Source organism: Streptomyces sp. NPDC048419 (genome assembly GCF_043200415.1).
In the GTDB taxonomy this organism is placed as follows: domain Bacteria; phylum Actinomycetota; class Actinomycetes; order Streptomycetales; family Streptomycetaceae; genus Streptomyces.
Genome location: NZ_JBICXT010000008.1, coordinates 291355 through 314905 on the forward strand (window position 1 = coordinate 291355; position 23551 = coordinate 314905).

General features: G+C 71.2%; 20 protein-coding genes and 4 pseudogenes. 12 read left to right on the forward strand and 12 right to left on the reverse strand.

Annotated features, from left to right (window positions below; translation table 11 throughout):
- Positions 1-4: 4 nt before the first annotated feature.
- From ACGFYN_RS19780 to ACGFYN_RS19795, 4 genes and pseudogenes are all read right to left on the reverse strand, one after another.
- Entirely contained in the window at positions 5-592 is a 588-nt protein-coding gene (locus ACGFYN_RS19780; RefSeq protein ID WP_393867103.1) for a hydrogenase maturation protease, read from the reverse strand.
- The gene (locus tag ACGFYN_RS19785; RefSeq protein ID WP_393867104.1) at positions 589-2340 is read right to left on the reverse strand and encodes a hydrogenase maturation protein; all 1752 of its coding nucleotides are present in this window, start codon (positions 2338-2340) and stop codon (positions 589-591) included. Before ACGFYN_RS19785 ends, ACGFYN_RS19780 begins: the two co-directional genes overlap by 4 nt.
- A gap of 131 nt (positions 2341-2471) precedes the next feature.
- Positions 2472-4063 (reverse strand): annotated as a pseudogene (locus ACGFYN_RS19790) (cation acetate symporter).
- Positions 4057-4455 (reverse strand): DUF485 domain-containing protein, encoded by a 399-nt coding sequence (locus ACGFYN_RS19795; RefSeq protein WP_393867105.1) that lies wholly within the window; start codon positions 4453-4455, stop codon positions 4057-4059. The pseudogene ACGFYN_RS19790 and the gene ACGFYN_RS19795 overlap by 7 nt, the downstream one beginning before the upstream one ends.
- A 321-nt stretch (positions 4456-4776) precedes the next feature.
- On the opposite strand from ACGFYN_RS19795, the gene ACGFYN_RS19800 reads away from it, so the two are divergent.
- The 5 genes and pseudogenes from ACGFYN_RS19800 (at position 4777) to ACGFYN_RS19820 (ending at position 6816) form a co-directional block, all read left to right on the forward strand.
- On the forward strand, positions 4777-4989 hold the full coding sequence (locus ACGFYN_RS19800; protein WP_393867106.1) for an FAD binding domain-containing protein: 213 nt from the start codon (positions 4777-4779) through the stop codon (positions 4987-4989).
- 14 nt (positions 4990-5003) lie between these two features.
- A complete protein-coding gene (locus ACGFYN_RS19805) occupies positions 5004-5975 on the forward strand; it encodes an FAD binding domain-containing protein (RefSeq protein WP_393867107.1) in 972 nt (323 codons plus the stop codon).
- 172 nt (positions 5976-6147) lie between these two features.
- Positions 6148-6420 (forward strand): annotated as a pseudogene (locus tag ACGFYN_RS19810) (VWA domain-containing protein); the annotation flags it as partial.
- 106 nt (positions 6421-6526) lie between these two features.
- Positions 6527-6658 (forward strand): VWA domain-containing protein, encoded by a 132-nt coding sequence (locus ACGFYN_RS19815; protein WP_393867135.1) that lies wholly within the window; start codon positions 6527-6529, stop codon positions 6656-6658.
- Complete coding sequence (locus tag ACGFYN_RS19820) at positions 6655-6816, forward strand: hypothetical protein (RefSeq protein WP_393867108.1); 162 nt, start codon at positions 6655-6657, stop codon at positions 6814-6816. The genes ACGFYN_RS19815 and ACGFYN_RS19820 overlap by 4 nt, the downstream gene beginning before the upstream one ends.
- A gap of 60 nt (positions 6817-6876) precedes the next feature.
- Here ACGFYN_RS19820 and ACGFYN_RS19825 read toward each other — a convergent pair whose 3' ends face one another.
- The 3 genes and pseudogenes from ACGFYN_RS19825 to ACGFYN_RS19835 form a co-directional block, all read right to left on the reverse strand.
- Positions 6877-7350 (reverse strand): carboxymuconolactone decarboxylase family protein, encoded by a 474-nt coding sequence (locus tag ACGFYN_RS19825; RefSeq protein ID WP_393867136.1) that lies wholly within the window; start codon positions 7348-7350, stop codon positions 6877-6879.
- Between the two features lie 255 nt (positions 7351-7605).
- A pseudogene (locus ACGFYN_RS19830) lies at positions 7606-8491 on the reverse strand (LysR family transcriptional regulator); the annotation flags it as partial.
- Positions 8492-8545: 54 nt separating this feature from the next.
- Positions 8546-8998 (reverse strand): flavodoxin family protein, encoded by a 453-nt coding sequence (locus ACGFYN_RS19835; RefSeq protein WP_393867109.1) that lies wholly within the window; start codon positions 8996-8998, stop codon positions 8546-8548.
- A gap of 131 nt (positions 8999-9129) precedes the next feature.
- Here ACGFYN_RS19835 and mgrA point away from each other — a divergent pair, with 131 nt between their 5' ends.
- On the forward strand, positions 9130-10173 hold the full coding sequence (gene mgrA, locus ACGFYN_RS19840) for an L-glyceraldehyde 3-phosphate reductase (protein ID WP_393867110.1): 1044 nt from the start codon (positions 9130-9132) through the stop codon (positions 10171-10173).
- Between the two features lie 22 nt (positions 10174-10195).
- Here mgrA and ACGFYN_RS19845 read toward each other — a convergent pair whose 3' ends face one another.
- The gene (locus ACGFYN_RS19845; protein WP_393867111.1) at positions 10196-11077 is read right to left on the reverse strand and encodes a YegS/Rv2252/BmrU family lipid kinase; all 882 of its coding nucleotides are present in this window, start codon (positions 11075-11077) and stop codon (positions 10196-10198) included.
- A 79-nt stretch (positions 11078-11156) separates the two neighbouring features.
- The gene (locus ACGFYN_RS19850) at positions 11157-12755 is read right to left on the reverse strand and encodes an FAD-binding oxidoreductase (protein ID WP_393867112.1); all 1599 of its coding nucleotides are present in this window, start codon (positions 12753-12755) and stop codon (positions 11157-11159) included.
- Between the two features lie 82 nt (positions 12756-12837).
- On the opposite strand from ACGFYN_RS19850, the gene ACGFYN_RS19855 reads away from it, so the two are divergent.
- From ACGFYN_RS19855 to ACGFYN_RS19865, 3 genes are all read left to right on the forward strand, one after another.
- Entirely contained in the window at positions 12838-13437 is a 600-nt protein-coding gene (locus ACGFYN_RS19855; RefSeq protein ID WP_393867113.1) for a TetR/AcrR family transcriptional regulator, read from the forward strand.
- Positions 13434-15011 carry a glycerol-3-phosphate dehydrogenase/oxidase gene (locus tag ACGFYN_RS19860; protein ID WP_393867114.1) on the forward strand — a complete coding sequence of 526 codons (1578 nt, stop codon included), beginning with the start codon at positions 13434-13436 and terminating at the stop codon, positions 15009-15011. Before ACGFYN_RS19855 ends, ACGFYN_RS19860 begins: the two co-directional genes overlap by 4 nt.
- A 68-nt stretch (positions 15012-15079) precedes the next feature.
- Positions 15080-15355, forward strand: a complete 276-nt coding sequence (locus ACGFYN_RS19865) for a hypothetical protein (RefSeq protein ID WP_393867115.1) — start codon at positions 15080-15082, stop codon at positions 15353-15355.
- Positions 15356-15451: 96 nt separating this feature from the next.
- Here the strand turns inward: ACGFYN_RS19865 and ACGFYN_RS19870 are convergent, their stop codons facing one another.
- Both ACGFYN_RS19870 and ACGFYN_RS19875 read right to left on the reverse strand, forming a co-directional pair.
- On the reverse strand, positions 15452-17557 hold the full coding sequence (locus tag ACGFYN_RS19870) for a DUF1996 domain-containing protein (protein ID WP_393867116.1): 2106 nt from the start codon (positions 17555-17557) through the stop codon (positions 15452-15454).
- A gap of 175 nt (positions 17558-17732) precedes the next feature.
- Positions 17733-18512, reverse strand: coding sequence for a maleylpyruvate isomerase family mycothiol-dependent enzyme (locus ACGFYN_RS19875; RefSeq protein WP_393867117.1), 780 nt, complete (start codon positions 18510-18512; stop codon positions 17733-17735).
- 428 nt (positions 18513-18940) lie between these two features.
- Between ACGFYN_RS19875 and ACGFYN_RS19880 the strand changes: the two are divergent.
- The 3 genes and pseudogenes from ACGFYN_RS19880 to ACGFYN_RS19890 form a co-directional block, all read left to right on the forward strand.
- A pseudogene (locus tag ACGFYN_RS19880) lies at positions 18941-19816 on the forward strand (chitinase); the annotation flags it as partial.
- A gap of 76 nt (positions 19817-19892) precedes the next feature.
- Positions 19893-21662 (forward strand): coagulation factor 5/8 type domain-containing protein, encoded by a 1770-nt coding sequence (locus tag ACGFYN_RS19885; RefSeq protein WP_393867118.1) that lies wholly within the window; start codon positions 19893-19895, stop codon positions 21660-21662.
- A 42-nt stretch (positions 21663-21704) separates the two neighbouring features.
- A complete protein-coding gene (locus tag ACGFYN_RS19890) occupies positions 21705-22979 on the forward strand; it encodes a ThuA domain-containing protein (protein WP_393867119.1) in 1275 nt (424 codons plus the stop codon).
- On the opposite strand, the gene ACGFYN_RS19895 is transcribed toward ACGFYN_RS19890, so the two are convergent.
- On the reverse strand, positions 22976-23551 hold a 576-nt coding region (locus tag ACGFYN_RS19895), incomplete at its 5' end, for an IS630 family transposase (RefSeq protein WP_393867120.1). The genes ACGFYN_RS19890 and ACGFYN_RS19895 overlap by 4 nt on opposite strands.

Consider the following 23551-nt stretch of genomic DNA (forward strand, 5'->3'; position numbering starts at 1 on the left):
TCCGTCACCGATCCTCAGCGCCGCCTGCCACCGGGGAGGCGAGCCCGGCCGCGGACGGGTCCGCAGATTCCTCCGGGCGGCTCAACGACGGAGTTGCCGCGGGGTCGGCGAGCAGCACGGGTACCAGCCGGTGCAGGGCCTCGGCGGCCCGGCCGACCGCGTCGCGCACCGGAGCGCTCAGGCCGGGGACGATGTCCTCGTCCGGGTCCGGACGGTCCTGGGGCTCGCAGGCGAGCACGAGGACGCGCGGCAGCGGCCCTTCACCCAGGTGCGCCGCCAGGGCCAGCACCTTGGCCGGGTCCATGCCGTGCGCCTCGGGCGGGGCGGCGGCGCGGGTGCCGTCGGGGACCTCCGCCTCGATCAGGGACAGCGTGCCGGGCGGGTGGCCCCGTTCGGCCGCGTCGACCAGGACGGCGAGGTCGTAGCCGTCGAGCAGCTCGTAGGCGAGGTCCAGGCCGCGGATGCCGAAGTCCCGCACCCGCACCCCGGACGGCAGCGGGCGGTGCTCCAGGGCACGGATCACCTCGGGCCCGAAGGAGTCGTCCGCGAGGAAGATGTTGCCTACGCCCGCCACGAGCACCCGCGCGTTCACCGGGCGTCCCCGGCGGGCAGGGAGAGCGGTCGGGCCGAGGACCCGGGCAGCTTGCGGACGAAGGCGGACCGGAGGGCGTGGTACTCGGCCCGGGGGTCGAAGAAGATGGCCCGCATACGGGCGAGTTCGTCACGCCGGTACTCCGCGAGAGGCCGTTCGTTCTCGTCCGTCCGCCGTGCCGCGGCCTTCGCGGTGATGCGCTGCAAGAGGTCCGGGGCGTCGCCCAGTTCGGTCGCGAGGCGCTGGGTCTCGGCGCCGAACTCCTGCGCGGCGACCGGGACAAGACGGTCCACGAGCCCGATGCGGGCGGCGTGCGCGGCGCTCAACGGCAGCGCCTCCTCGGTGAGCTTCTGGGCCGTGCGGGCCCCGACGCGGCGCGGCAGCGTGTACGTCCAGAACTCGGAGCCGTACAGGCCCATCCGCCGGTAGTGCGGATTGAGGACGGCACCCGTACGGCACCACACCTCGTCGGCGGCGAGGGCGAGCATGAGGCCGCCGGCCGCCGCGTTGCCCCCGACCGCCGCGACCACCAGCCGGTCGGTCGTGCGCAGGACCGCCTCGACCAGGTCGTCCATGGCGTTGAGGTTCGCCCAGGACTCGCCGGCCGGGTCGGCGGCGGCCTCGATGACGTTCAGATGAATGCCGTTGGAGAAGAAGTCCCGTCCGCCGTCGAGGACCAGCACCGAGGTGGAGCGGGTGAGGGCGTACCGGTAGGTGGCGAGCAGCCGGCGGCAGTGGTCCGTGCTCATCGCGCCGCCGGGGAAGGAGAAGGACAGGAAGCCGACGTCGCCGTGCTGCCGGTAGCGGATGTCGGTCCAGGTCTGTCGTGCGGCGGGCAGTTCCAGGGCCACGGGCATCTCCGGCAGCCGGAGCGCGGGGTCGCCCGAGCCCGCGCGCGCCGGTGCGGCGCCGGACGGGGACGGGAGGCCGTCGAGCACGGAGGCCGCGGGGCGGCGGAAGGGCGCCGGGTCGCCGGACGACTTGCGGGGGCGCAGCTCCGGGATCCACACCGCACCGTCCACGGTGGCCCGGCAGATCGCTCCCGCGCGTGTGGCCAGCAGTTCGCCGGGGCGGCCGCGGAGCCTGTCCTCGGGGTGCCCGCCGTGCAGGAACACCTCGTGGCCGAGGAGTTCGTCCAGGACTCCGGGCTGCGAGTCGGCGCCGCGGAGTTTGCGCAGCACCGTGCGGGTGCTGTCCTTCTCCCAGTCGATCCAGCGCCGCTCCTGGCGGAAGAAGTCGCGCCACACCACGGCGGTCCCGGGATCGCTCTGCGAACGCGGCTTGTACGAGCCCTCGGCGTACCGCTGCACGGCCTGCAGGACGGCGGCCGACGCGGCGTCGGACACCTCGTTGCGGTACAGGTCGCTCTTGCCCACAGGCGAGACGGTGAAGGACTCCGCCGCCCAGACGTCCCCCGCGTCCATCGCGGCCTCGGCCTGGAGGACCGTCACTCCCCAGCGCGGCGCCTCCTCGTCGATCGCCCAGTCCAGGGAGGCGGGGCCGCGGTCGCCGGGTGGCCCCGGATGCACGATGAGGCAGGTGTGCTCCTGCCACACGTCCTCGGGCAGTGCCGTCTTCAGCATCGGCGCGACGATCAGTTCCGGCTGCACCTCGGTCACGGCTGCGCGCACGGAGTCGGCGCCGTGGGAGGCGAGAACGACGTCCACCCGGTGTTCCAGATCCGACAGTTCCGCGTACACACGCTGGGACAGGCTGTTGAACGCACTGACGACGAGCAAGATGTCCATGACCCGGCATACTCGCCGCTTCACGTGTCCGCGAAAAGGATCACCGCGGCGTTTCGGCCGCCTCCGTCAGGTCCCTTGCTCCATCCGGATCGCATCTCCGGGCGGCCTCCGGGAACGCGCCGAACGGCTCGTCACTCCGCCCCGACCAATGCGCGTACCTCGAACTCGTCGTAGGCGTCCGGCACTTCGGGCCGGCCCAGGACCGTGCCGAGCCAGCCGAGGAGGAAGCCGGCCGGAATCGAGACGATGCCTGGGTTCTGGAGCGGGAACCAGGCGAAGTCGGCGGACGGGTGGAGCGAGTCGGGGGTGGAGGAGACGACGGGTGAGAACACGACGAGGAGGACGGAGCACAGCAGGCCGCCGTAGAGGCTGAGCAGGGCGCCCGTCGCGGTGAAGCGGCGCCAGAACAGGGTGAAGACGAGGGTGGGCAGAAGGGCGGAGGCGGCGATGGCGAAGGCGAGGAAGGCCAGCGTGGCGCTGTTGGCGCCCCATGCCACCAGTGCGAGCAGCATGGCGAGGACGCCGATGACGGCGGCGGCGAGCCGGGCGACGAGGAGTTCCTCGGTCTGCTCGGCCCGTCCTTTGCGGACGACCTCGCCATAGAGGTCGTGGGCGAGCGAGGAGGCCGCGGCGAGGGTGAGTCCTGCGGCGACGGCGAGCAGCGTGACGAAGGCCAGGCAGGACAGCAGGGCCGTCAGGACGCCGCCGCCGAGTGCGTGCGCGAGGAGCAGGACGGCCGCGTCCCCCTTGCGGTCCGTACGGGCGATCGTGTCGCGGCCCACGATGGCGGTGGCGCCGAGGCCGAGCACGCCTGCCGCCAGGCAGACGAGGCCCACCAGACCCGACGCCCAGACCACCGAGGCACGCAGGACGCTGCTGGAGCGCGGCGCGAGCAGCCGCATCATGACGTGCGGAAGCGCGGCGAGGCCCAGCACGATCGCCAGTTCCAGGCTGAAGAAGTCCAGTTTGCTGGTGGTGCCGGCGCCGTAGCGCAGGCCGGGTTCGAGGAAGCGCGCGCCCAGGCCGCTGTGGCCGGCGGCCGCGGCGAGCAGGGCGTCGACGTTCCAGTGGTAGTGGTGCAGCACCATCACGGCGGTCACCGTGACGCCGGAGATGAGCATGACGGCCTTGACGACTGGATGAAGGTGGCGCCGGGCATGCCACCGAGCGCGGCGTACACGATGACGACCGTGCCGATGACGACGACGCACAAGGCGCGGGTGGCCGCGCTGGGTTCGCCGGTGAACTGGGTAAACAGCGCGACGCTGCCGACCAGTTGGGCCACGAGGTAGAGGGTGGTGACGACCAGGGTGCACAGGCACACGGCGAGCCGCACGGAGCGCTGCCGGGCCGGCATGCGCAGGGCGACGGTGTCGCCGAGGGTGAACCGGCCCGCGTTGCGCAGGGGTTCGGCGATGAGCAGCAGGACCATCATCCAGGCCACGGCGGTGCCGCCGAGGTAGAGGAGCCCGTCGTAGCCGGTGAGGGCGACCAGGCCGGTGCTGCCCAGGAGGGTGGCGGCGGAGAGGTAGTCGCCGCACATCGCCAGCCCGTTGCGCAGGGGTGTCATGGTGCGGTCGCCGAGGTAGAACTCGCCGATCTCGTCGCGGTGGGGTGCGGTCAGCAGCACGCTGAAGAGGGTGACGACGACCACGGCGAGGAACAGCAGGAACGTCAGCCGGAGGCTGAAGCGGTCCGCGAAGACGGCCGCAGTCGTCACCATGTGCGGGACCCCCCGGATGTGCGGGACCCCCCGGCGCGGTGCGGGGCGGGGTGCCGGGCGGGACCGTCCGGCCGGCCGGGCTCCCGGCGCAGCGGACGGGTGCGCAGGCCGCGGGACACCGGGTCGGCATTTGTGCGCATCTGCACGAGCCGGCGCCGCGCGATCAGGGCCATCACCACGAACTGGCCGAGACCGAGGGCCAGGCCGAGCGTGAAGTGACCGCTCAGCGAGGTGTTCATGAGGCCGGGGGTGAAACTCGACAGAAGGACGTACAGCAGGAACCCGCCGACGGCGGCCGCCGTCATCCGGACCCCGGATCGGCGGTGGGCACGGCGCAGCGCCTGGAATTCGGAGCTGCCTGATATCTCGTTCTTCGCCTGCTCGGCATTCACGCGGGCACACCCTCTACCGTGCGGAATTGTGGGGGGTTGGTGAATCTGGAATTGCCGGTTTCCGGATTCCTTCGGGGTCTGATGAGGCGGGGGGTGAATCCGGGAGCCGGAGTATTGCAGCGCGCCCTTTGAACTATCAAGCGCACGGATGAGTGAAATTCCGAACGGTTTATCCTCGGCGGGCTGTCTCGAATACAACGCTTCCGGACGCCGGCCCGGCTCCGCCCACCGGGCGGGGCGGCAACTTAAGTGAACGGTTAACCAACCGTTGACACCCCTGGGAACCGAGGGCGCAATGGGCCCTGACACGGGGGGTGTGACATGCAGGTTCCCGCTCCGTTCGAATACCAGCGCGTGCGCAGCGTCGGCGAGGCGATCGGGCTCCTGGACCGGCTCGGCGACACGGCACGGCTGGTGGCAGGCGGCCACAGCCTGATCTCGATGATGAAGCTCAGGCTGGCCAACTTCGAGTACCTGATCGACATCAACGAGCTGCACGACGAGCTCGGCTACATCCGGGTCGAACCGGCCTGATCCGGATCGGGGCGATGACCCGGCACCGGGAACTGCTGGAGTCCGCCGAACTGGCCGCGGCCTTCCCGATCTTCCGCGACGCCGAGCGCGTCATCGCCGACCCCGTGGTCCGCAACCGCGGCACCCTCGGCGGCTCGCTGTGCCGGGCCGACCCGTCCGAGGACCTGTCCGCCGTGTGCACGACACTGGACGCGTCCTGTGTCATCCAGGGGCTCGGCGGCGAGCGGGTCGTGCCGATGGAGGACTTCCACCAGGGCCCCTACGAGACGGCGGTCGGCGACGCGGAGATGCTCACCGAGGTGCGCTTCCCGGTGCGTCCGGGCGGGTCGAGCACCTACGAGAAGGTCGAGCGGCGGGCCGGTGACTGGGCCGTCGTATCGGCCGGCGCCGCCGTCCGGCTCACCGCGAAGGTCACCGTCCGCCGCTTCGTCGCGGTCGACGACTGCGGCACCCGTATCAACCCGATGATCATCGAGGGGCAGGTGCACGGCGGTCTCACCGACGGCGTCGGCATGGCGCTGCACGCTCAGCACGGTCGCCAAGAGCCCCGACGACCGCATCGCCATCACCGAGGCACTCGACCACCTCGGTCCTCCCGAACAGGCGAGGAGATCATGAGCCTCCTGCCGGCCGTCGACCGGGCCGCCTTCGCCGTCGCGCTCGCCGACCGGCTCAGGCAGCACGGGGTGACGGTGGAACTGACGGCCACGCAGGACTTCGTACGGGCACTCGTCGCCGTTCCGCCCGTGTCCCGGACGTCGCTGTACTGGTCGGCCCGTGTCACGCTCGTCCGCCGCAGGCCGGACCTGACGCGGTTCGACGAGGTCTTCGAGGCCGTCTTCGGCGAGGCGCTGCTGTCCCTCGACCCGAACGCCCGGCGCAGCTGCGCGCGTTCTGCCCCAGGCAGCGACGTCCGTTCACCGGCGCCCGGCGAGCCGTACGACGTCTCGGACGGGACGGCGCAAGGCGCGGTCTGCCGTGGCTGACGCTGCCGCCCGTCGTCGCGACGCCGATCACCGTGACGACGTGGAGCTGTCCGTGCCGCAGCGTCTGCCCAGCGATCTCGCCGGGGTCCTGGACACGCCGTTCGAGCAACTCGACGCCATACAGGCACAGTTGCTCGGCCGGTGGCTGGAGCGGGCGCTTCGGGAGTGGCCCGTGCGCCAGTCGCGCCGGTACGCGGTGCGGCCGGGCGGCCCCCGGGTGGCGATCCGCGAGACGGCCGCCCGGGCGCGCCGCACCGGCTGGGACCCGGTCCACCTGGTGCGCACCGGACCCGTGCGGCGGCCCCGCCGGGTGGTGGGGCTGTGCGACGTGAGCCGGTCGATGCAGGCACAGGCGAGGGCGTATCTGCATCTGATGCGGGCGCTGGCGCTGACCACGCACGCCGAGGTCTTCGCCTTCGCGACCTCGCTGACCCGCCTGATCACGACGCTGGGCGACCGGTCCACCGAGGCGGCGCTGGAGGAGGCGACGGAGCGGGTCGCGGACCGGTTCGGCGGAACGCGGATCGCGGATCGCACAATGTCTGTCGACGCTGCTCGCCTCGCACCACGGCGGCACGGTGCGGGGCGCGGTGGTCCTGATCGGGTCGGACGGCTGGGACGGTGATCCGCCGGAGCGGCTGGCCGCGGCCATGGCCCGGCTGCGCCGCCGTGCGTACCTGTGATCTGGCTGAACCCGCGGGCCGCGACCCCGGGCTTCGTCCCGCGTACGGCGACGATGACCGCGGCACTTACGTACGTGGACCTGCTGCTGCCGGCGGACAGCTTCGCGGATCTGCTGCGGGTGCCGGGCGAGGTGGCGCGGCACGCTCGGCGCGGCTGAACGGCCCGGGCGGGGAGGCTGCCCGGGCCGTCTGTCATGGCCGGCGTGAGGTGGCGGGCGTCAGCCGAACATGCCGGGCTGGTAGTCGCCGGCAGGCTGCTGGACGATGACGTTGAAGCGGTTGTAGAGGTTGATCAGGGCGATGGTGGCCACGAGGGCGGCGAGCTGCTCCTCGTCGAAGTGCTTGGCGGCGTTCGCCCAGACCTCGTCCGGTACGCCGCCGGCCGCGTCCGCGATGCGGGTGCCCTGCTCCGCCAGCTCCAGCGCGGCGCGCTCGGCGTCGGTGAACACCTTGGCCTCGCGCCAGGCGGCGACCATGTGCAGACGCTGCGGGTCCTCGCCCGCGGCCAGGGCGTCCTTGGTGTGCATGTCGGTGCAGAACCCGCAGCCGTTGATCTGACTGGCGCGCAGCTTCACCAGCTCCCCGGTCGCGGCCGGCAGCGTCGAGTCCGAGACGACCTTGCCCGCCGCGTTGATGTGCTTGAGCAGCTTCCCTGCGATCGCGTTGTCGAAGAGGCTCATGCGAGCTTCCATGGTGCGCTCCTGTGTGCCGTTGTCCGGTGGGTACACCTCGTTGACGGCACGGCCCGGCGGGATGTGACACGCACCGGTGTGACCTGCGTCTCCTAGGGGTGTCCAGCTCCACAAGGTGACGTGGACGGCCGGCCTGAAGCGGCCCGCGGTCACTCCCGTGCCCCGCAGCATGGCCTGGGTGGCCCGGGGCGTGGTGACGAAGCGGCGCAGTTCCGCGGCGACCGGGGGCGCCTCGCGGTCGGGAAGGCAGAACAGGTTCCAGGAGCCGCGGGCCGGTAGGTGGGGGCCTTCGAGCCGCCGCAGATGCCCGTCGGACAGATCCCGCGCCACGGCGAAGGACACCGCGAGGGCGATCCCCTTGCCGCGTTTGGCCTCGTCCACGGCGGCGGCGTGGCTCTGGAAGATGCGCTGGTTGTGCTCGGGGACGCTCAGGCGGCGCAGCACCGAGGGGACCATGCCGGCGCGGCCCACGGCAGACGGTCCGAGCAGCCACGTCTGCTCACGCAGTTCCGCGACACCGGCGCCGCCGGCGGCGAGCGGATGGTCGGGCCCGACTACCGCGATCACCTGGTAGTTGAGGAAGTGGGTGCAGATCATGGTGTCGTCGAGGGTGGCCCGGGCGTGGTCCGACGGCCACGTCGACGGCGCGGTTGACGAGCAGGGCGCCGAACTGCTCCGGATCGTGCACGCTCAGTTCCACGTCCAGGTCGGGAGCGCGCTGGGCGAACAGCTCGATGAGGCCGGACGCCGCGTGCTCGGCGAACAGGCTGGAGGCGGCCAGGCGCAACAGCCGCCGGCGGGAACCGGCCCGCCGCACCTCGAGGATGGTGCGGTCCTGCAGGCCCAGCATCTCGGTCGCGCGGCTGGCGAGCCGGAGCCCTCCGGGCGTGAACGCCAGACCGTGCGCGGTCCGGGTGAACAGCTTGTCGCCGAGTTCCCGGCGCAGGTGCGCGATGTGCATCGAGACGGCGGCTTCCGTCACGGCGAGGTCGGCCGCGGCCGCTTTCACCGAACCGAGGCGCACGGTGGCTGAGTAGGCCCGTAGCTGTGCCGGGGTCAACGAGAACCTCCCCGCTCTCCACGGGTGCACATCACCTGTGACCTGCACCTCAAATGAGCGCACCAGTTCCCCGAGAGCCACTGTCGTGGATGGGTCGTGGGGCTCAAGTGGCGCCTGGCGCAGGAGGGTTCAGGCTCACTCCATCAGGCCGGCGGCGAGCGTCGCGCCCAGTTCCCAGCAGGCCTCCAGGTCGGCCTTGGCCGGCTCCCCCGTCACCGTGACGGGCTGGGCCGCGGCCTTCCAGCCGAGGCCGGTCGTGATCGTCCCGATCCCCCGCACCGCGCCCGTGACGTCGCTCCCGCCGTGCACGTAGTAGCCGAAGGGCCTGGCCGCGGTCGCGTCCAGGCACGGGTAGTAGATCTGGTCGAAGAAGTGCTTCAGTGCCCCGGACATGTAGCCGATGTTGGCCGGGGTGCCGAGCAGAAATGCGTCGGCGGCGAGCACGTCCGACGCCGTGGCCGCGAGGGCCGGCCGGCGCACGACCTCGACGCCCTCGATCTCGGGAGCGGTCGCGCCGGCGACGACGGCCTCCAGCATGGCCTGGCAGTTCGGCGAGGGCGTGTGATGCACGATCAGCAGGGTGGGCACACCTGGCACCCTAGTTCAGCCGCCGGATGTCACCAGCCCGCCGATCGCAGGCCGATTCAGAAGCGACACCGCTGAATCCGATGAAAAGGACTTGTTGGACTTCAGAATCATGCGCGCGCACAGTAAGGCGCATGACCCACCTCGCAGATCCCGAGCGCTACAACGGCACCATGCGCTACCGGCGGACCGGGCGCTCCGGCCTGGACCTTCCCCTTCTCTCCCTCGGCTACTGGCACAACTTCGGGGACGACAAGCCGTTCGAGACGCAGCGCGAGATCGCTCTGCGCGCCTTCGACCTCGGGATCACCCATCACGACCTGGCGAACAACTACGGCCCGCCGTACGGCTCCGCCGAGATCAACTTCGGCCGGCTGATGAAGCAGGACCTCGGGCCGTACCGCGACGAGCTGGTGATCTCCACGAAGGCCGGCTGGGACATGTGGCCCGGCCCGTACGGCCAGGGCGGCGGTTCGCGCAAGTACGTGCTCGCCTCCCTGGACCAGTCGCTCGAGCGCATGGGCCTGGACTACGTCGACATCTTCTACTCCCACCGTCTCGACGCGACGACTCCGCTGGAGGAGACGATGGGCGCGCTCGACACGGCGGTACGCCAGGGCAAGGCCCTCTACGTCGGCATCTCCTCCTACGACGCCGAGCGCACCCGTGAGGCGGTGGCGATCCTGCGCGACCTCGGCACCCCGCTCCTGATCCACCAGCCGTCGTACAGCATGCTCAACCGCTGGATCGAGACGGAGGGGCTGCTGGACGCGGCGCGGGAGGAGGGCTTCGGGGTCATCGGCTTCACGGCGCTCGCGCAGGGACTGCTGACCGGGCGCTACCTGAACGGCGTGCCCGAGGGCTCGCGGGCCGCGGCGGGCACCTCGTTCGACACGTCCTGGCTGTCGCAGGACATGCTGGTCAGGCTGCGCGCGCTGAACGACCTCGCCGCCCGGCGCGGACAGAGCCTCGCCCAGATGGCGCTGGCCTGGGCGCTGCGGGACGAGCGGGTCACGTCGCTGGTCATCGGCGCCTCGCGCACGGAGCAGCTCGAGCAGAACGTCGCCGCGCTGGAGAACCTCGACTTCAGCGCCGAGGAGCTGGCCGAGATCGACAAGTACGCGGCCGACGGCGGTGTCGACCTGTGGCGGGACGCCCGGCTGGGCAACCTCGGCTGAAGCCGACCCTGACGCCGAGCGCTCAGCACAGCACGCGCAGCGCTCCCGGCAGGACTCTGGCCGTGACGGGCAGGACGGCGTCGACCTCTCCGTCGGCGCCGTAGGGCACGTCACGGTCGGCGGAGATGTGGATCTCCCTGCCGTGCAGGACGCGCACCTGCGGCCGGTCGAGGTGGGTGCCGGTCCTCAGTTCGTTCATCATGGCGAAGAAGAGCCGCCGGGGCGCCTCGCTGATCAGCACGACGTCCAGCAGGCCGTCGTCCACGCGGGCGCCGGGGGCGATGAGCCGGCCGGAGCCGTAGTAGCCGGAGTTGGCGGCCACCACCGTGTAGCCGGTGTGCTGGTGCTCCTCGCCGTCGATCGTCACCCGGTAGCGGGCCGGCCGCCAGGTGGTGACGGCGCGCAGCCCGCCGGCGTAGTAGGAGGCCGCGCCGCGCAGCAGTTTCGCGTGGTTGGCGTGGCGGTTGGCGAGGGCGTCGACGCCGGCGTAGACGCTGCCGAGGACGACGGTGCGGTCGTGGGTGGCCGACTCGACCTCGATGGTGTCGACCGCGCGGGGTTCGTGGTGGAGCAACACCTCGGCCAACGCCTCGGGCTCGGTGGGGAGTTCGAGGGCGCGGGCGAAGTCGTTGCCCCGCCCGGCGGGGACCAGGCCGAGTACGGTGCCGGTGCCGCTGAGGGCGCCGCCGATCCCGCCCGCGATGCCGTCCCCGCCGACGGCGAGCACCACCCGGCCCTGCTCTCCGGCGTGCCGGGCCAGTTCCTGGGCGTGGGCCAGGCTGCGGCTGTACTCGGTCTGGAGCTCGGCGCCCGCCTCGCGCAGCAGCCGGGCCACGGCGAGCAGCGCGGCGGCCGAACTCGACCCGCCCGCGGTGGGGTTGACGACGGCGGTGAACTGTCGCATCGGTGTGCCTCCGGGGCGGACGTGCCGGTTCTGCGGGACGGGGGTGCGGGGTCGATCGGTTGGCCGGACGGGGTGCCCGTCAGTCGTCGAGGGGCAGCAGGACGCCGGGGTTGAGCAGCTGGTCCGGGTCCAGGGTGCGCTTCACGGCGCGCAGCGCGTCGACGGCCAGCGGGCCGACCTCGCGGACGTACCAGTCCCGGTGGTCGGTGCCCACGGCGTGGTGGTGGGTGATGGTGCCGCCCGCGGCGAGGATCGCCTCGTTGGCGGCGTGCTTGGCCCGGGTCCAGTGTGCGACGGGGTCCTCGCCCTGTGCCGAGACCACGGTGAAGTAGAGCGAGGCGCCGTTCTCGTAGACGTGCGAGATGTGGCACATGACCAGGGGCGGGGTGCCGGCCTCGGTGAGGGTGGTGGTGAGCGCGTCGCGTACGGCCGCGTAGAGCCCGGGGACGCGGGACCAGAAGGCCGCTGTCTCCAGGGTCTCGGCGAAGGCGCCCGCGTCGAGCAGGGCGTCGCGCAGGTAGGGGGCCGAGTAGCGGCCGTGCGCCCAGCGCTCGCCGGGCTCCACGCCGAGCGGCGTGCCGCCGCACTCGCGCAGCACGGCCGCCGCGTGCTCCCGGCGGTGGGCGGTGTCCTCCTCCGTGCCCTCGTAGCCCGCGATGGCCGTGCAGGCGGCGGCAGTCGGGGCGTCGGAGGCCCCGATGGCGTCGGGCTGGGCGAGGCCGATCAGCGTCTCGGTCTCGTCGGACAGACGCAGCACCGTCGGGCGCGGCCCGTCCTGCGTGAGCCGGCGCAGCGCGGCGGAACCCTCCTCGAAGGAGGCGAACTTCCAGCCCTCGTAGATCCGCGTCCTGGGGATGGGGCGGATGCGGACGGTGACGGAGGTGATGACGCCGAACGCGCCCTCCGAGCCGAGAACGAGCTGCCGCAGGTCGGGGCCGGCGGCCGAGCGCGGGGCGCGGCCCGTGTCGAGGGTGCCCTCGGGGGTGGCGAGGGTGAGGCCGAGCACCATCTCGTCGAAGCGGCCGTAGCCGGCGGATGCCTGACCGCTGGAGCGGGTGGCGGCGAATCCGCCGATGGTGGCCCACTCGTACGACTGCGGGAAGTGGCCGAGCGTGAAGCCCTGTTCGGCGAGCAGCGCCTCGGCCTGCGGGGCGCGTAGGCCCGGCTGGAGGGTGGCGGTGCGGGAGACCGGGTCGAGGGCGAGCAGGGCGTCCAGGCGCCGCAGGTCCAGGGCGACGAACGGGCCGCGCCGCCCCGGGGCGAGTCCGCCGACCACGGAGGTGCCACCGCCGAACGGGACCAGGGTGAGCCGGTGCCGGGCGCAGACGCGCAGCACGGCGAGGACCTCGTCGTGGCCGGCCGGCAGCAGTACGGCGGCCGGGGTGTCGTCGGTGTCGCCCTCCCGGATGCGCAGCAGGTCGGGCGTGGACTTGCCGCGCGTGTGCCGGACCCGCGTCTCCGCGTCGGTGCGCACGTACTCCTCGCCGCCGAGGGCGGCCACGAGGGCCTGGTGCGCGGCGGGCTCCAACTGCCCCTGCGGTACGGCGATGTCCGCGAGGCCGACCGGCTCGGCGCTGCGCGGCTTGACACCGAGCAGATCGCGCAACAGCCCGATCACCGTGTCCGGCAGCGGTGCCGCCTTGGCCGGGTCGCCCCAGCCGCTCCACAGCATGTCCATGACTGTCGTCCTCACCGGTCGATACGAGCGCTTCCGTACTCCTCTCGACGCCCGGGGGCGCCGAGGCGTTACACTGTGACACATGACGCCTATTCGTCACAACAGTTCGGACAACGACGCGGTGCTCGACGCGGTGCGGGACTGCGTCCTGGCCGTCGGGGTCCGTCGCACGACGCTCACCGACGTGGCCCGCCGTGCGGGCGTCTCCCGGATGACGCTGTACCGGCGCTGGCCCGATGTGCGCACGCTGGTCGGCGACCTGATGACCCGCGAGTGGGTCGACGTGGCCACCCGGGCGATCCCCGAGCGCAGGCCGGACGCGCACGCGCGCAGACTGCTCGTGGACGGGCTCGTGGCCGGTGTGGAGTCCTTCCGCGCCCATCCCCTCTTCCGCAAGATCGTCGACGTCGACCCCGAACTGCTGCTGCCCTATGTGCTGGACCGGCGCGGCGCCAGCCAGAACGCCCTTCTGGACCTGCTGTCCGACGGCCTCAAGGAAGGACACGCCGACGGGTCGATCCGCGCCGACCACCTCGAGCGCCAGGCGCGCTCGCTGCTCCTGGTCGTCCAGTCCTTCACCCTGTCCCTGCGGACCATGACCGACGAGGAGGACGCGGACCTGTCCTCCGCGGCCTTCCTCACGGAGCTGCGCTCCATCCTCGAGAGGACCCTCACGCCATGAGCCTGCGCCCCGCCCCCGACTCGTCCCTGTCCGCCGCCAGGCGCTCGCGCGAACTGACCGGGACCGTCGGCGGCCCCGCGGTGGACGTCCTCGTCGTCGGGCTGGGCGCCACCGGCGCCGGAGCCGCCCTGGACGCGGCCGCCCGCGGCCTGAGCGTCGCCGCCGTCGACGCCCACGACCTGGCCTTCGGCACCTCCCGCTGGAGCAGCAAGCTGATCCACGGCGGGCTGCGATATCTCGCGTCCGGCCAGTTCGACGTCGCGCACGAGAGCGCGGTCGAGCGGGGCGTGCTGATGGAGCGCACGGCGCCTCACCTGGTCCGGGCGCAGCCGTTCGTCCTGCCGCTCGCCCCGCTCGTCTCCCGGGGCCAGGCGGCACTGGCCTGGGCCGGATTCCACGCCGGTGACGCCCTGCGCGTGACGGCCCGCACCGCCCGGGCCACGCTGCCCCCGCCGCGCCGGCTGTCCGCGGTGGAGACCCGCCGGCTCGCCCCGGCCCTGCGCGCCGACGGCCTCCGCGGCGGCCTGCTGTCCTGGGACGGCCGGCTGGTCGACGACGCGCGTCTGGTGACCGCCGTGGCCCGCACCGCGGCCGCGCACGGCGCGCGCGTCCTGACCCGGGTACGGGCGCTGGAACTCACCGGCTCCGGCGCCCGCGTCCGTGACGAACTCACCGGCGAGGAAGGCGAGATCAGGGCCCGCGCCGTGATCAACGCCTCCGGCGTCTGGGCGGGCGGCCTGGTGGACGGCATCCGTATCCGCCCCTCCCGCGGCACCCACCTGATCCTGCGTGAGGAAGACCTCGGCCCGCTGCCGGCCGGCATGCACATCCCCATCCCCGGCGAGACCAACCGCTTCGTGCTCGTCCTGCCCCAGGGGGACGGCCGCGTCTACGTCGGCCTCACCGACGAACCCGTCGAGGGCGACATCCCCGATGTCCCCGAGGTGCCCGAGACGGACATCGGCTTCCTGCTCGACGTCCTCGGCTCGGTGCTGAACCTCCCGGTGCGGCGGGAGGACGTCGTCGGGGCCTTCGCGGGGCTGCGACCACTGCTGGACACCTCGCCCGAGGGCCACCAGGGCGCCGCGGCCAGGACCTCCGACATCTCCCGGCGGCACGCCGTGCTCACCTCGTCCGAGGGCGTGATCACGGTGGTCGGCGGCAAGCTCACCACGTACCGGCGGATGGCCGAGGACGCGGTGGACGCCGCCGTCGCCCGCCGGGGCCTCGGCGCCGGCCCTTCCCCGACGGCGTCCCTCCCGCTGGTCGGCGCCGCGTCCCCCAAGGTCCTCGACGCGCTGGAGGCGCCGCGTCATCTGGTGCGGCGCTACGGCACCGAGGCGCCGGCCGTCCTCGCGCTCGCCGAACGCGACGCCCGGCTCGGCGAGCGGGTGCTGCCCGGGCACCCCGTCACCGGGGCCGAACTGCTGTGGGCGGTGCGCCACGAGGGCGCGCTCGACGAGGCCGACGTACTCGATCGCCGTACCCGGATCGGAGTGGTCCCGGCGGATCGCGCAGGGGCTCTGGAGGCCGTGCGGGAACTGATCGGGGAGGGCCTGGTCCGGCGGGGTTGAGCCGCCGGGACCGGGGCGGCATCGGCTCGGCGCGCATTTTTCGATATGGGCACCTATGCTCCATTTGCGTGACCCATATATTCGACGAGCTGGTGGAGAAGCAGCGCGCGGCCGACCAGGCGCACAGCCGGGTCGAGGAGCTGCGCCACTCGTACGGCCCGCCGACCCAGCAGGGCGGCTGGACCGGACAGCAGACGAGTACGTACGAGACCGCGTGGCGCGCCTGGCGGGATCTGGCCCGCGAGGCGCAGTCCTCGGTCACCGAGTACGCGAAGGAGTCCGGCAAGTCACGCAACGAGATCGAGGCGGACGTCCAGCAGACGGTCAGCGGGTCCGGGCGGTAGCTGCTCGCCGGTGAGCAGCGGGTCCCCGGTGAGCAGCGGAGGTGCCCGGACGGCGAAGGGCGCCCGGACCGAGGTCGGTCCGGGCGCCCCAGGGCGTCAGCGCACGTAACGCCGTCGCGTGCGGGTCAGCAGGAACAGGCCCGCGATCAGCAGCAGCGTGCCGGCCGCGGCGGGCCACAGGTTGGCGCCGGTCTCCGCGAGACCGCCTCCCTGGGAGGCCTGCGGTTCGGTCTGGTTGCCGACCACGGAGCCGTTGCCGCCCGTGCCCTGGGCCTGGACGGAGGTGTCGCCCGAGTTGTCGTCGCTGCCCGAACCACCCTGGCCGGCGGCCGCCGCGGCACTCTTGGAGGCCTTGGCCGAGGCGTAGACCCGGGGGTTCGTCGTGCTCGCCGCGGTGGGCGAGTCGTCGTTGCCCGGCTGCTGCGTCTCGGGCGCGGAGGTCGCGGGCTGCGCCGTCTGGTCGTCGGAGCCGCCGCCGGAGTTGTGCTGGCCGGAACCGCTGCCTCCGTTGCCCTTGCCGGAGCCGTCGTCGCCCGAGTTGCCCTTGTCGTCGCCGGCCGGCGGCGTGGTGGGGTTCTCGGTCGGCTGGGCCGTCGGCTCCTGGGTGGGCTGGTCCGTGGGCTGCTCGGTGGGCTGGTCGGTCGGCTTCTCGGTGGGCTGCTGGGTCGCGCCGCCGTCCGAGCCCTGGTCCCCGCCGCCACCCGCGCCGCACTCACGGCCGCTGTTGATGCAGTTCGCGATCTCGTCGGCCAGGCCGCCGGTCGTGATGCTGATGAAGTCGTTGTGGTCGGTGGCCGCCTTGTGCAGCTGCTCGGGGAAGCTGTCGACCGCGTACGGATTCTTGACCTGGCCGTTCTCGATGGTCGGCGTGGGAATGTCGTACACCAGGCGCATCGTCAGCTGCGGGATCGCCTCGAAGCCGTTCGGGCAGGCACCGCTCTTGGGGTCGGCGAACGCGTCGTGCGTACGGTGGTTGGCGCTGTCGATGTTCCTGCCGTCCCAGCAGCTCTGGAAGGCGAACGTGCGGACCACCTTGCTGCCCTGCGGGCAGAGCGGGTACTGCTCCGTGAGCTGGACCTTGTCCTCGAAGCCGGTGCAGCTCCAGTGCGCGTTGGCGTTCGCCAGACCGTTGGTGGTGGTCTTGGCGTCACCGGTGATGATGCGCAGGAACTGCGGCATCGCGACGACCTTGCTCTGCGGGTTGCCGACGTACTTGATCTCGGCCTGCACGGGGGTAAGGATCTTGCCGGCGTTGCCCTCCTTGCCGCCGCCGTCATTGTTCTGGTCGAACTCCTGTGTGCCGTCCTGCAGACGGACCACGGGCCAGTAGTAGGCCGACAGGTCGTTCTTGTTCTGACAACTGGTCCCGCCCTGCAGGAAGTTGTCGTTGGAGGAGAACGCGTTGATCTTCTGGTTGCCGACGTAGTCGTGCGTGTGGTGCGCGCCGTTGGTCACACCGGGCGCCGCGATGACGTTGTCGCTGTTGAAGTTCTTGTTGGCGTTGACCCCGCACTGCGTACTGAACGATCCGGTCGAGGCGCTGCCGGACTGCTGCGGCTTGGCCTGGACGTTCGGGGCCACCTTCGTGATGTCCACGAAGTCGGCCGCGACCGGACCATTGCCGGCCTGACCGCCGTTGCCCTGCTGCTGGCCGCCGTTCTGCTGCCCGCCGTTCTGCTGCCCGCCCTGGTCCTGCGGCTGGCCGCTCTGGGAGGCGCCCGCGTCCTGGCCGCCGTTCTGGTCGTTCCATGTGCCCATCGAACAGCCGGCCATGTCGTCGAGCCCGTCGGAACGCTGACCGGCCTGTTCCATGGTGTCGCCGATGCGGTCGAGCGTCTCCGTCCGCTTCTGCTTCAGCGGGTTCATCACCTGGTCATCGGTGTAGCCGCTGTCCTGGCGCTGCTCCGGCGTCGCCGACTGGAGTTTCTGGTACGCCTCGGCTATCTGCTGGTCCATCGCGGCCAGATCCTTGTCGACGTCTCCCCGGGCCTGGTCGGGGACCTGCGTCAACTTGCTGCCGACGTCGGGGCAGTTGATCGTGGCGGCCGCGGCGCTGCGCGTCTGTGCCGTCTCCGTGCCGTCCTCCGTCGCGGAGGCGTAGACGTTCGCCGCGACGAGGCCGCCTCCACCCAGCATCAGCGCGAATGCGGCGAATGTCGCGCGGCGTGGGCCTGTCGGGCGTCTGCGCGTATTGCGTCCCACGAGAACTCTCCTACGGATCACGGTGGTCAGGCATGAAAATCCCTCGCTCCATACGGACGGCGGCCCGCGCGTGTTCAACCGCCCCACGAATTCATAGAGACCTCTCACGAATTCATAGGAACGTCTCAGTAAGCGCGTGCCCTCGCGCCTCGCCGTCGCGCCGGCTGCCGGGGCGTCACGCCTCCAGCCAGAACCCGGTCCGGTTGAGCCACAGTTCGAGCAGGTCCTCGTCACCGTGCGTCTCGACGCCCGGCGCGGGTCGCCGGTAGAGGAACAGCAGCAGGTCCGTCACCGGCCCCCGCACCGTCACCGCAGCCTCGCCCGGTCCTGTGCGCCAGACCGGTCGGGCGGCGGTGAGGTCGACGAACCACCGGCCGGTGCCGGGGGCTTCGAGGCGCAGGGTGCGGCCCGGGCCGAGGAGGGCGGGGGATTCCGGGTCCGGCTCGTACGCCTCGGGGACGGTGGAGAAGTCCAGCCACTCCTCCATCGCGTCGAGCGCGAGACCGGTGTCGAGGGTGAAGGGTGCACCGGTCGCGAGGGCCGCGTCGGCGCGGTGGACCGCGGTCTCGTGGGTCATCCTGCGGGCCCAGAACAGCGCCGTGGAGCGCTCGTGGGCCGGCGTCCAGACCCGCGTGCCGGGTCCGGCGGCGCGCAGGGTGGCGCCGAGCTCCCCGGCACCCTCACCGAGCCAGTCGACCAGCGCGTCCCCGTCCAAGTGGGCGTAGACGGACGGGTCGTCGACGGGATCGCCGGGGACGGGTTCAGCGGCCCGCTTCCGTACGATCTCCTCCGCCCACCGGTGATCCCCTCCCACGTGCCGCAGCAGCCGGGCGACGTTCCAGCCCGGGCAGGTGGGCACCGCAGCAGCCGTGTCCGCCCCTCGGATCTGCTGCCTGAGCAGGTCGGTCTGGTCGACGATCGCGTGACAGTAGTCGTCGAAGGTCAGTGAAGTCACTTGCTCATCCTGTCAGTCGGGCGTGCGGTGAGCCTTCGGATATCGAGGCCGCCCGCACGTCTCCGCCACTTCTTGAACTCCCCCGGCGCCTTCCGCCCGCCCGACACGACACGTGTAACGCACGGCGCACCGGCGGCTTCAAGACATGCATGCCTCAACTCCGCACATCGGATGCCTGCTTCATCTCTTGACGTGTCTGGTTCAGACCTTTAGGTTCCCGGACACGCAGCTTCACAGGCACGCCCAAGGTTCACGAATATGAACGACTTTGGGCTGCACCCCCCACCATCCGCTGCTGCCGAAAGGCTGTGCCCCCACTCATGAGCACTCGACCCCGCACCCGTGCCGCCGCGTTGGGCGGTGGCCTCGCCATAGCCCTGATCGCCGTGTCCGCCGCGACCATGACCGCCTCCCCCGCCGGAGCCGCCGCGTCCGCGCCGATGGCCGTGGCGCCGTATCTCTACAACGGCTGGGGCAACCCGCCGGACCCCACGACGATCACCAACGCCACCGGCGTCAAGTGGTTCACCCTGGCCTTCGTCCTGAGCAAGGGGAACTGCAACCCGCAGTGGGACGGCAGCCGCCCCCTGACCGGCGGCGTCGACCAGAAGACGGTCAACACCGTGCGCGGCAACGGCGGTGACGTCATCCCGTCCTTCGGCGGCTACAGCGGCAACAAGCTGGAGAGCTCCTGCTCCAGCGCGAGCGCACTCGCCGGCGCCTACCAGAAGGTCATCGACGCGTACAAGCTGAAGGCCATCGACATCGACATCGAGGCCGACGCCTACAGCAACCCCACCGTCCAGCAGCGCACCGTCGACGCGCTGAAGACCGTCAAGTCGAAGAACCCGGGCCTCAAGACCTACATCACCATCGGCACCGACAAGACCGGCCCGGACACCAGCCTGATCAAGCGGGCCGCCTCCTCCGGGCTGACCGTCGACGCGTGGGCGATCATGCCGTTCGACTTCGGCGGCGGCGGCCAGAACATGGGCAACCTCACCAAGCAGGCGGCGGAAGGCCTCAAGAACGCCCTGAAGAGCGCCTACGGGTACAGCGACGACCAGGCCTACCGGGACATGGGCATCTCGTCGATGAACGGCATCACCGACAACAACGAGACCGTCACCGTCAACGACTTCAAGACCATCCTCGCCTACGCCCAGCAGCACCACCTGGCCCGACTGACGTTCTGGTCCGCCAACCGCGACCGTCCCTGCAGCGGTGGCCCCGCCGACAGCTGCTCCGGCGTCGGCCAGTCCAACTGGGACTACACCCGCGTCTTCTCGCAGTACACGGGCTGAATTCGCCCACGGGCGTCCCGAGTTGCCATGAGGGACGCCCCCCGGACGCCACCCCCCACACCCAAGAGAGTCAGCCGTGTTCAGTACCGGAAAACCCACCGGCGGCCGCCGTCTGCGGATTCTGCTGGCCGCCTTCGTCCTCGCCGCCACCGGAACCGGTGCCGCCGTCGCCCTGCCGCACCTCACGCAGGGCGCCCAAGCGGCGGCAACCGACCCCGACCTGGGCCCGAACGTCACCGTCTTCGACCCGTCGACCCCCGCCGGCACCATCCAGAACAGTCTCAACAGCACGTTCAAGCAGCAGGAGAAGAACCAGTTCGGCAGCGCCCGCAAGGCGTTCCTCTTCAAGCCGGGCACCTACGCCGCCGACGCCAACGTGGGCTTCTACACGCAGGTCGCGGGACTCGGCCTGTCCCCCGACGACGTGAACATCAAGGGCGCGGTACACGCGGAGGCGGACTGGTTCCAGGGCAACGCCACGCAGAACTTCTGGCGTTCGGCGGAGAACCTCTCGGTCACCCCGTCCGCCGGCACGGACCGCTGGGCGGTCTCGCAGGCGGCGCCGTACCGGCGGATGCATCTGCGCGGCAACCTCGCACTTGACGACGGCGGTTGGTCCAGCGGCGGGTACATGGCCGACACCAAGGTCGACGGCCAGGTCCGCTCGGGCTCGCAGCAGCAGTGGCTGACCCGCAACTCGCAACTCGGCAGCTGGACCGGCTCCAACTGGAACATGGTCTTCGTCGGCAGCAAGGGCGTGCCCGCCACCAGCTTCCCCAAGCCGCCGTACACGACGGTCGACAAGAGCCCCGTCACCCGAGAGAAGCCGTTCCTGTATGTGGACGCCGACGGCGCCTGGAAGGTGTTCGTGCCCTCGGCCCGGACCAACTCCTCCGGCGTCAGCTGGAGTTCGGGCACGCCTGCGGGTACCTCGCTGCCGCTGTCGGACTTCTACGTCGTGAAGCCGGGCGCGACGGCCCCCGAGATGAACGACGCGCTCGCGGCGGGCAAGCACCTGCTGATCACCCCGGGCGTGTACCACCTCGACCAGACCCTGAAGGTCACCGAGCCCGACACCGTCGTCCTCGGCCTGGGCCTCGCCACGCTCGTCCCCGACAACGGCGTCACCGCCATGTCGGTCGCCGACGTGAGCGGCGTCCAACTCGCCGGCCTGCTCATCGATGCCGGCACCACCAACTCCAAGCAGCTGCTGGAGATGGGCCCGAGCGGTTCGTCGGCGGACCACACCGCCGACCCCAGCTCGCTGCACGACGTGTTCTTCCGCGTCGGCGGCGCGGGCGTCGGCAAGGCCACCACAAGCCTGACCGTCAACAGCGACGCCGTCATCGGCGACCACCTGTGGATCTGGCGCGCCGACCACGGCAGCGGCGTCGGCTGGACCAGCAACACGGCGGACACCGGGCTCGTCGTCAACGGCGACGACGTGACGATGTACGGCCTGTTCGTCGAGCACTTCCAGAAGCACCAGACCATCTGGAACGGCAACGGCGGGCGCACGTACTTCTACCAGAACGAGATGCCCTACGACCCGCCGAACCAGGCGGCCTGGATGAACGGCCCCACGCAGGGCTACGCCGCCTACAAGGTCGCCGGCTCCGTGACCAGCCACCAGGTCTACGGCTTCGGCAGCTACTGCTACTTCAGCGCGAACCCGGGCGTGACGGCCGAGCACGCCATCGAGGCGCCCGACACCTCGGGCGTCCGCTTCACCGACATGGTGACCGTCTCCCTCGGCGGCACGGGCACCATCCGCCACGTCGTCAACGACCGCGGTGGACCGTCCAATTCGTCCACCAACGTGGCGAACCTCGTCCGTTACCCCTGACCGGACCCGACCCGGACCTGGCCCAAGAGGAGGCATCCCGCGATGCACGCCATAAGATCCGGCACTCTCCGCATCCTCGCACTGCTGGCGATCCTGCTGACGGCGCTGTCGGTGCCCCGCGCCCATGCGGCGGCCCAGCCGTTCAAGGTGCTCGCCCTCTACAACGGAACCTACGACGCGGCGCACATCAGCTTCGTCCACGAGGCCAACGACTGGTTCCCCAAGCAGGCCGCGCAGAACGGCTTCACCTACACGGCCAGCAACAACTGGGACCTGCTCGCCAACGGCGGGGTCAACGGCTACCAAGTCGTCCTGTTCCTCGACGACTTGCCGCAGACCGCCGCCCAACGCACCGGATTCGAGAACTACATGCGCGGCGGCGGCGCCTGGATGGGCTTCCATGTCTCCGCCTTCACGACGGACGCGCAGAGCTGGAACTGGTACCACAACCAGTTCCTCGGCAGCGGCAACTTCGTGTCCAACACCTGGGGTCCGACCACCGCGGTCCTGAAGGTCGAGGACCACACCAACCCCGCGACCAAGAACCTGCCGGACACGTTCACCTCGTCCGTCAGCGAGTGGTACAGCTGGTCGAACGACCTGCGCAAGAACCCTGACATCAAGATCCTCGCCTCCGTCGACCCGAGCAGCTTCCCGCTCGGCACCGACCCGAACCAGACCTGGTACAGCGGCTACTACCCGATCCTGTGGACCAACACGAAGTACCGCATGCTGTATGCCAACTTCGGCCACAACGCGATGGACTACGCCACCAACACCACGCTGTCGTCGACGTTCGCCAGCGCGACCCAGAACCGCTTCCTGCTGGACGGACTGAAGTGGCTGGGCGGAGCGGACTCCACCCAGCCGCCGGCCGACTCGATCTCCGAGACCGCCTGGTACACGGTGCGCAACACCGGGAACGGCACCTGCGTCGACGCCAAGGCGGCGGCCACCGCCAACGGCACGGCGATCCAGCAGTACGGCTGCAACGGCACCACCGCGCAGCAGTACCAGTTCCGCACCACGGACAGCGGCTACGTCCGCATCTCCGCCCGCGGCAATCCGCAGCAGGTCCTCGACGTCACCGACCGCTCCACGGCGGACAACGCGCCGGTGCAGCTGTGGTCGTACTCGGGCGGCCAGAACCAGCAGTGGCAGCCCGTGCGGGAGTCGGCAGGCCGCTATCACTTCGTCGCCCGGCACAGCGGCAGGTGCCTGAACGCCGCCGCGTCGGCGAGCGACGGCGTCCAACTCACCCAGCGCACCTGCGACGGCTCGGCCGCACAGAGCTTCCAACTCACCGCACAGAGCTAGTGTCCTGCGCCAGAGATCCGTCGGCAGAGGCGGGCGAGGGAGTCGAGGATCTCTTCGGCTGTCTTGGTCCAGATGAACGGCTTGGGGTCGTCGTTCCAGTCGTTGACCCAGGCCCGGATGTCGGCTTCGAGTGCCTGGATGTTCTTGTGTGCGCCGCGGCGGATCATCTGGTGGGCGAGGTAGCCGAACCACCGCTCGACCTGGTTGATCCAGGAGGAGCCGGTCGGGGTGAAGTGGAGCTCGAACCGGGGGTGTTTGGCCAGCCAGGCCTTGATCGCCGGGGTCTTGTGGGTGCCGTAGTTGTCCACGATCAGATGGACCTGCAGGTGGGCGGGCACCTCCTTGTCGATCCGGACCAGGAACTTCTTGAACTCCGCGGCCCGGTGCCGGCGGTGCAGGGCCGTGATGACCTCACCGGTGGCGACGTCGAACGCGGCGAACAAGGTGGTCAGCCCGTTGCGGACGTAGTCGTGGGTGCGCCGCTCGGGCATGCCCGGCATTATCGGCAGCACCGGCTGGGACCGGTCCAGCGCCTGGATCTGCGACTTCTCGTCCACCGAGAGAACCACCGC

Bases quoted from the DNA above. Each gene is read 5' to 3' on its own strand.
- ACGFYN_RS19785 (WP_393867104.1), bottom strand. From the start codon at position 2,340: ATGGACATCTTGCTCGTCGTCAGTGCGTTCAACAGCCTGTCCCAGCGT.
- ACGFYN_RS19800 (WP_393867106.1), top strand. From the start codon at position 4,777: ATGCAGGTTCCCGCTCCGTTCGAATACCAGCGCGTGCGCAGCGTCGGC.
- ACGFYN_RS19805 (WP_393867107.1), top strand. From the start codon at position 5,004: ATGACCCGGCACCGGGAACTGCTGGAGTCCGCCGAACTGGCCGCGGCC.
- ACGFYN_RS19825 (WP_393867136.1), bottom strand. From the start codon at position 7,350: ATGGAAGCTCGCATGAGCCTCTTCGACAACGCGATCGCAGGGAAGCTG.
- mgrA (WP_393867110.1), top strand. From the start codon at position 9,130: ATGACCCACCTCGCAGATCCCGAGCGCTACAACGGCACCATGCGCTAC.
- ACGFYN_RS19845 (WP_393867111.1), bottom strand. From the start codon at position 11,077: ATGCGACAGTTCACCGCCGTCGTCAACCCCACCGCGGGCGGGTCGAGT.
- ACGFYN_RS19850 (WP_393867112.1), bottom strand. From the start codon at position 12,755: ATGGACATGCTGTGGAGCGGCTGGGGCGACCCGGCCAAGGCGGCACCG.
- ACGFYN_RS19855 (WP_393867113.1), top strand. From the start codon at position 12,838: ATGACGCCTATTCGTCACAACAGTTCGGACAACGACGCGGTGCTCGAC.
- ACGFYN_RS19860 (WP_393867114.1), top strand. From the start codon at position 13,434: ATGAGCCTGCGCCCCGCCCCCGACTCGTCCCTGTCCGCCGCCAGGCGC.
- ACGFYN_RS19890 (WP_393867119.1), top strand. From the start codon at position 21,705: ATGCACGCCATAAGATCCGGCACTCTCCGCATCCTCGCACTGCTGGCG.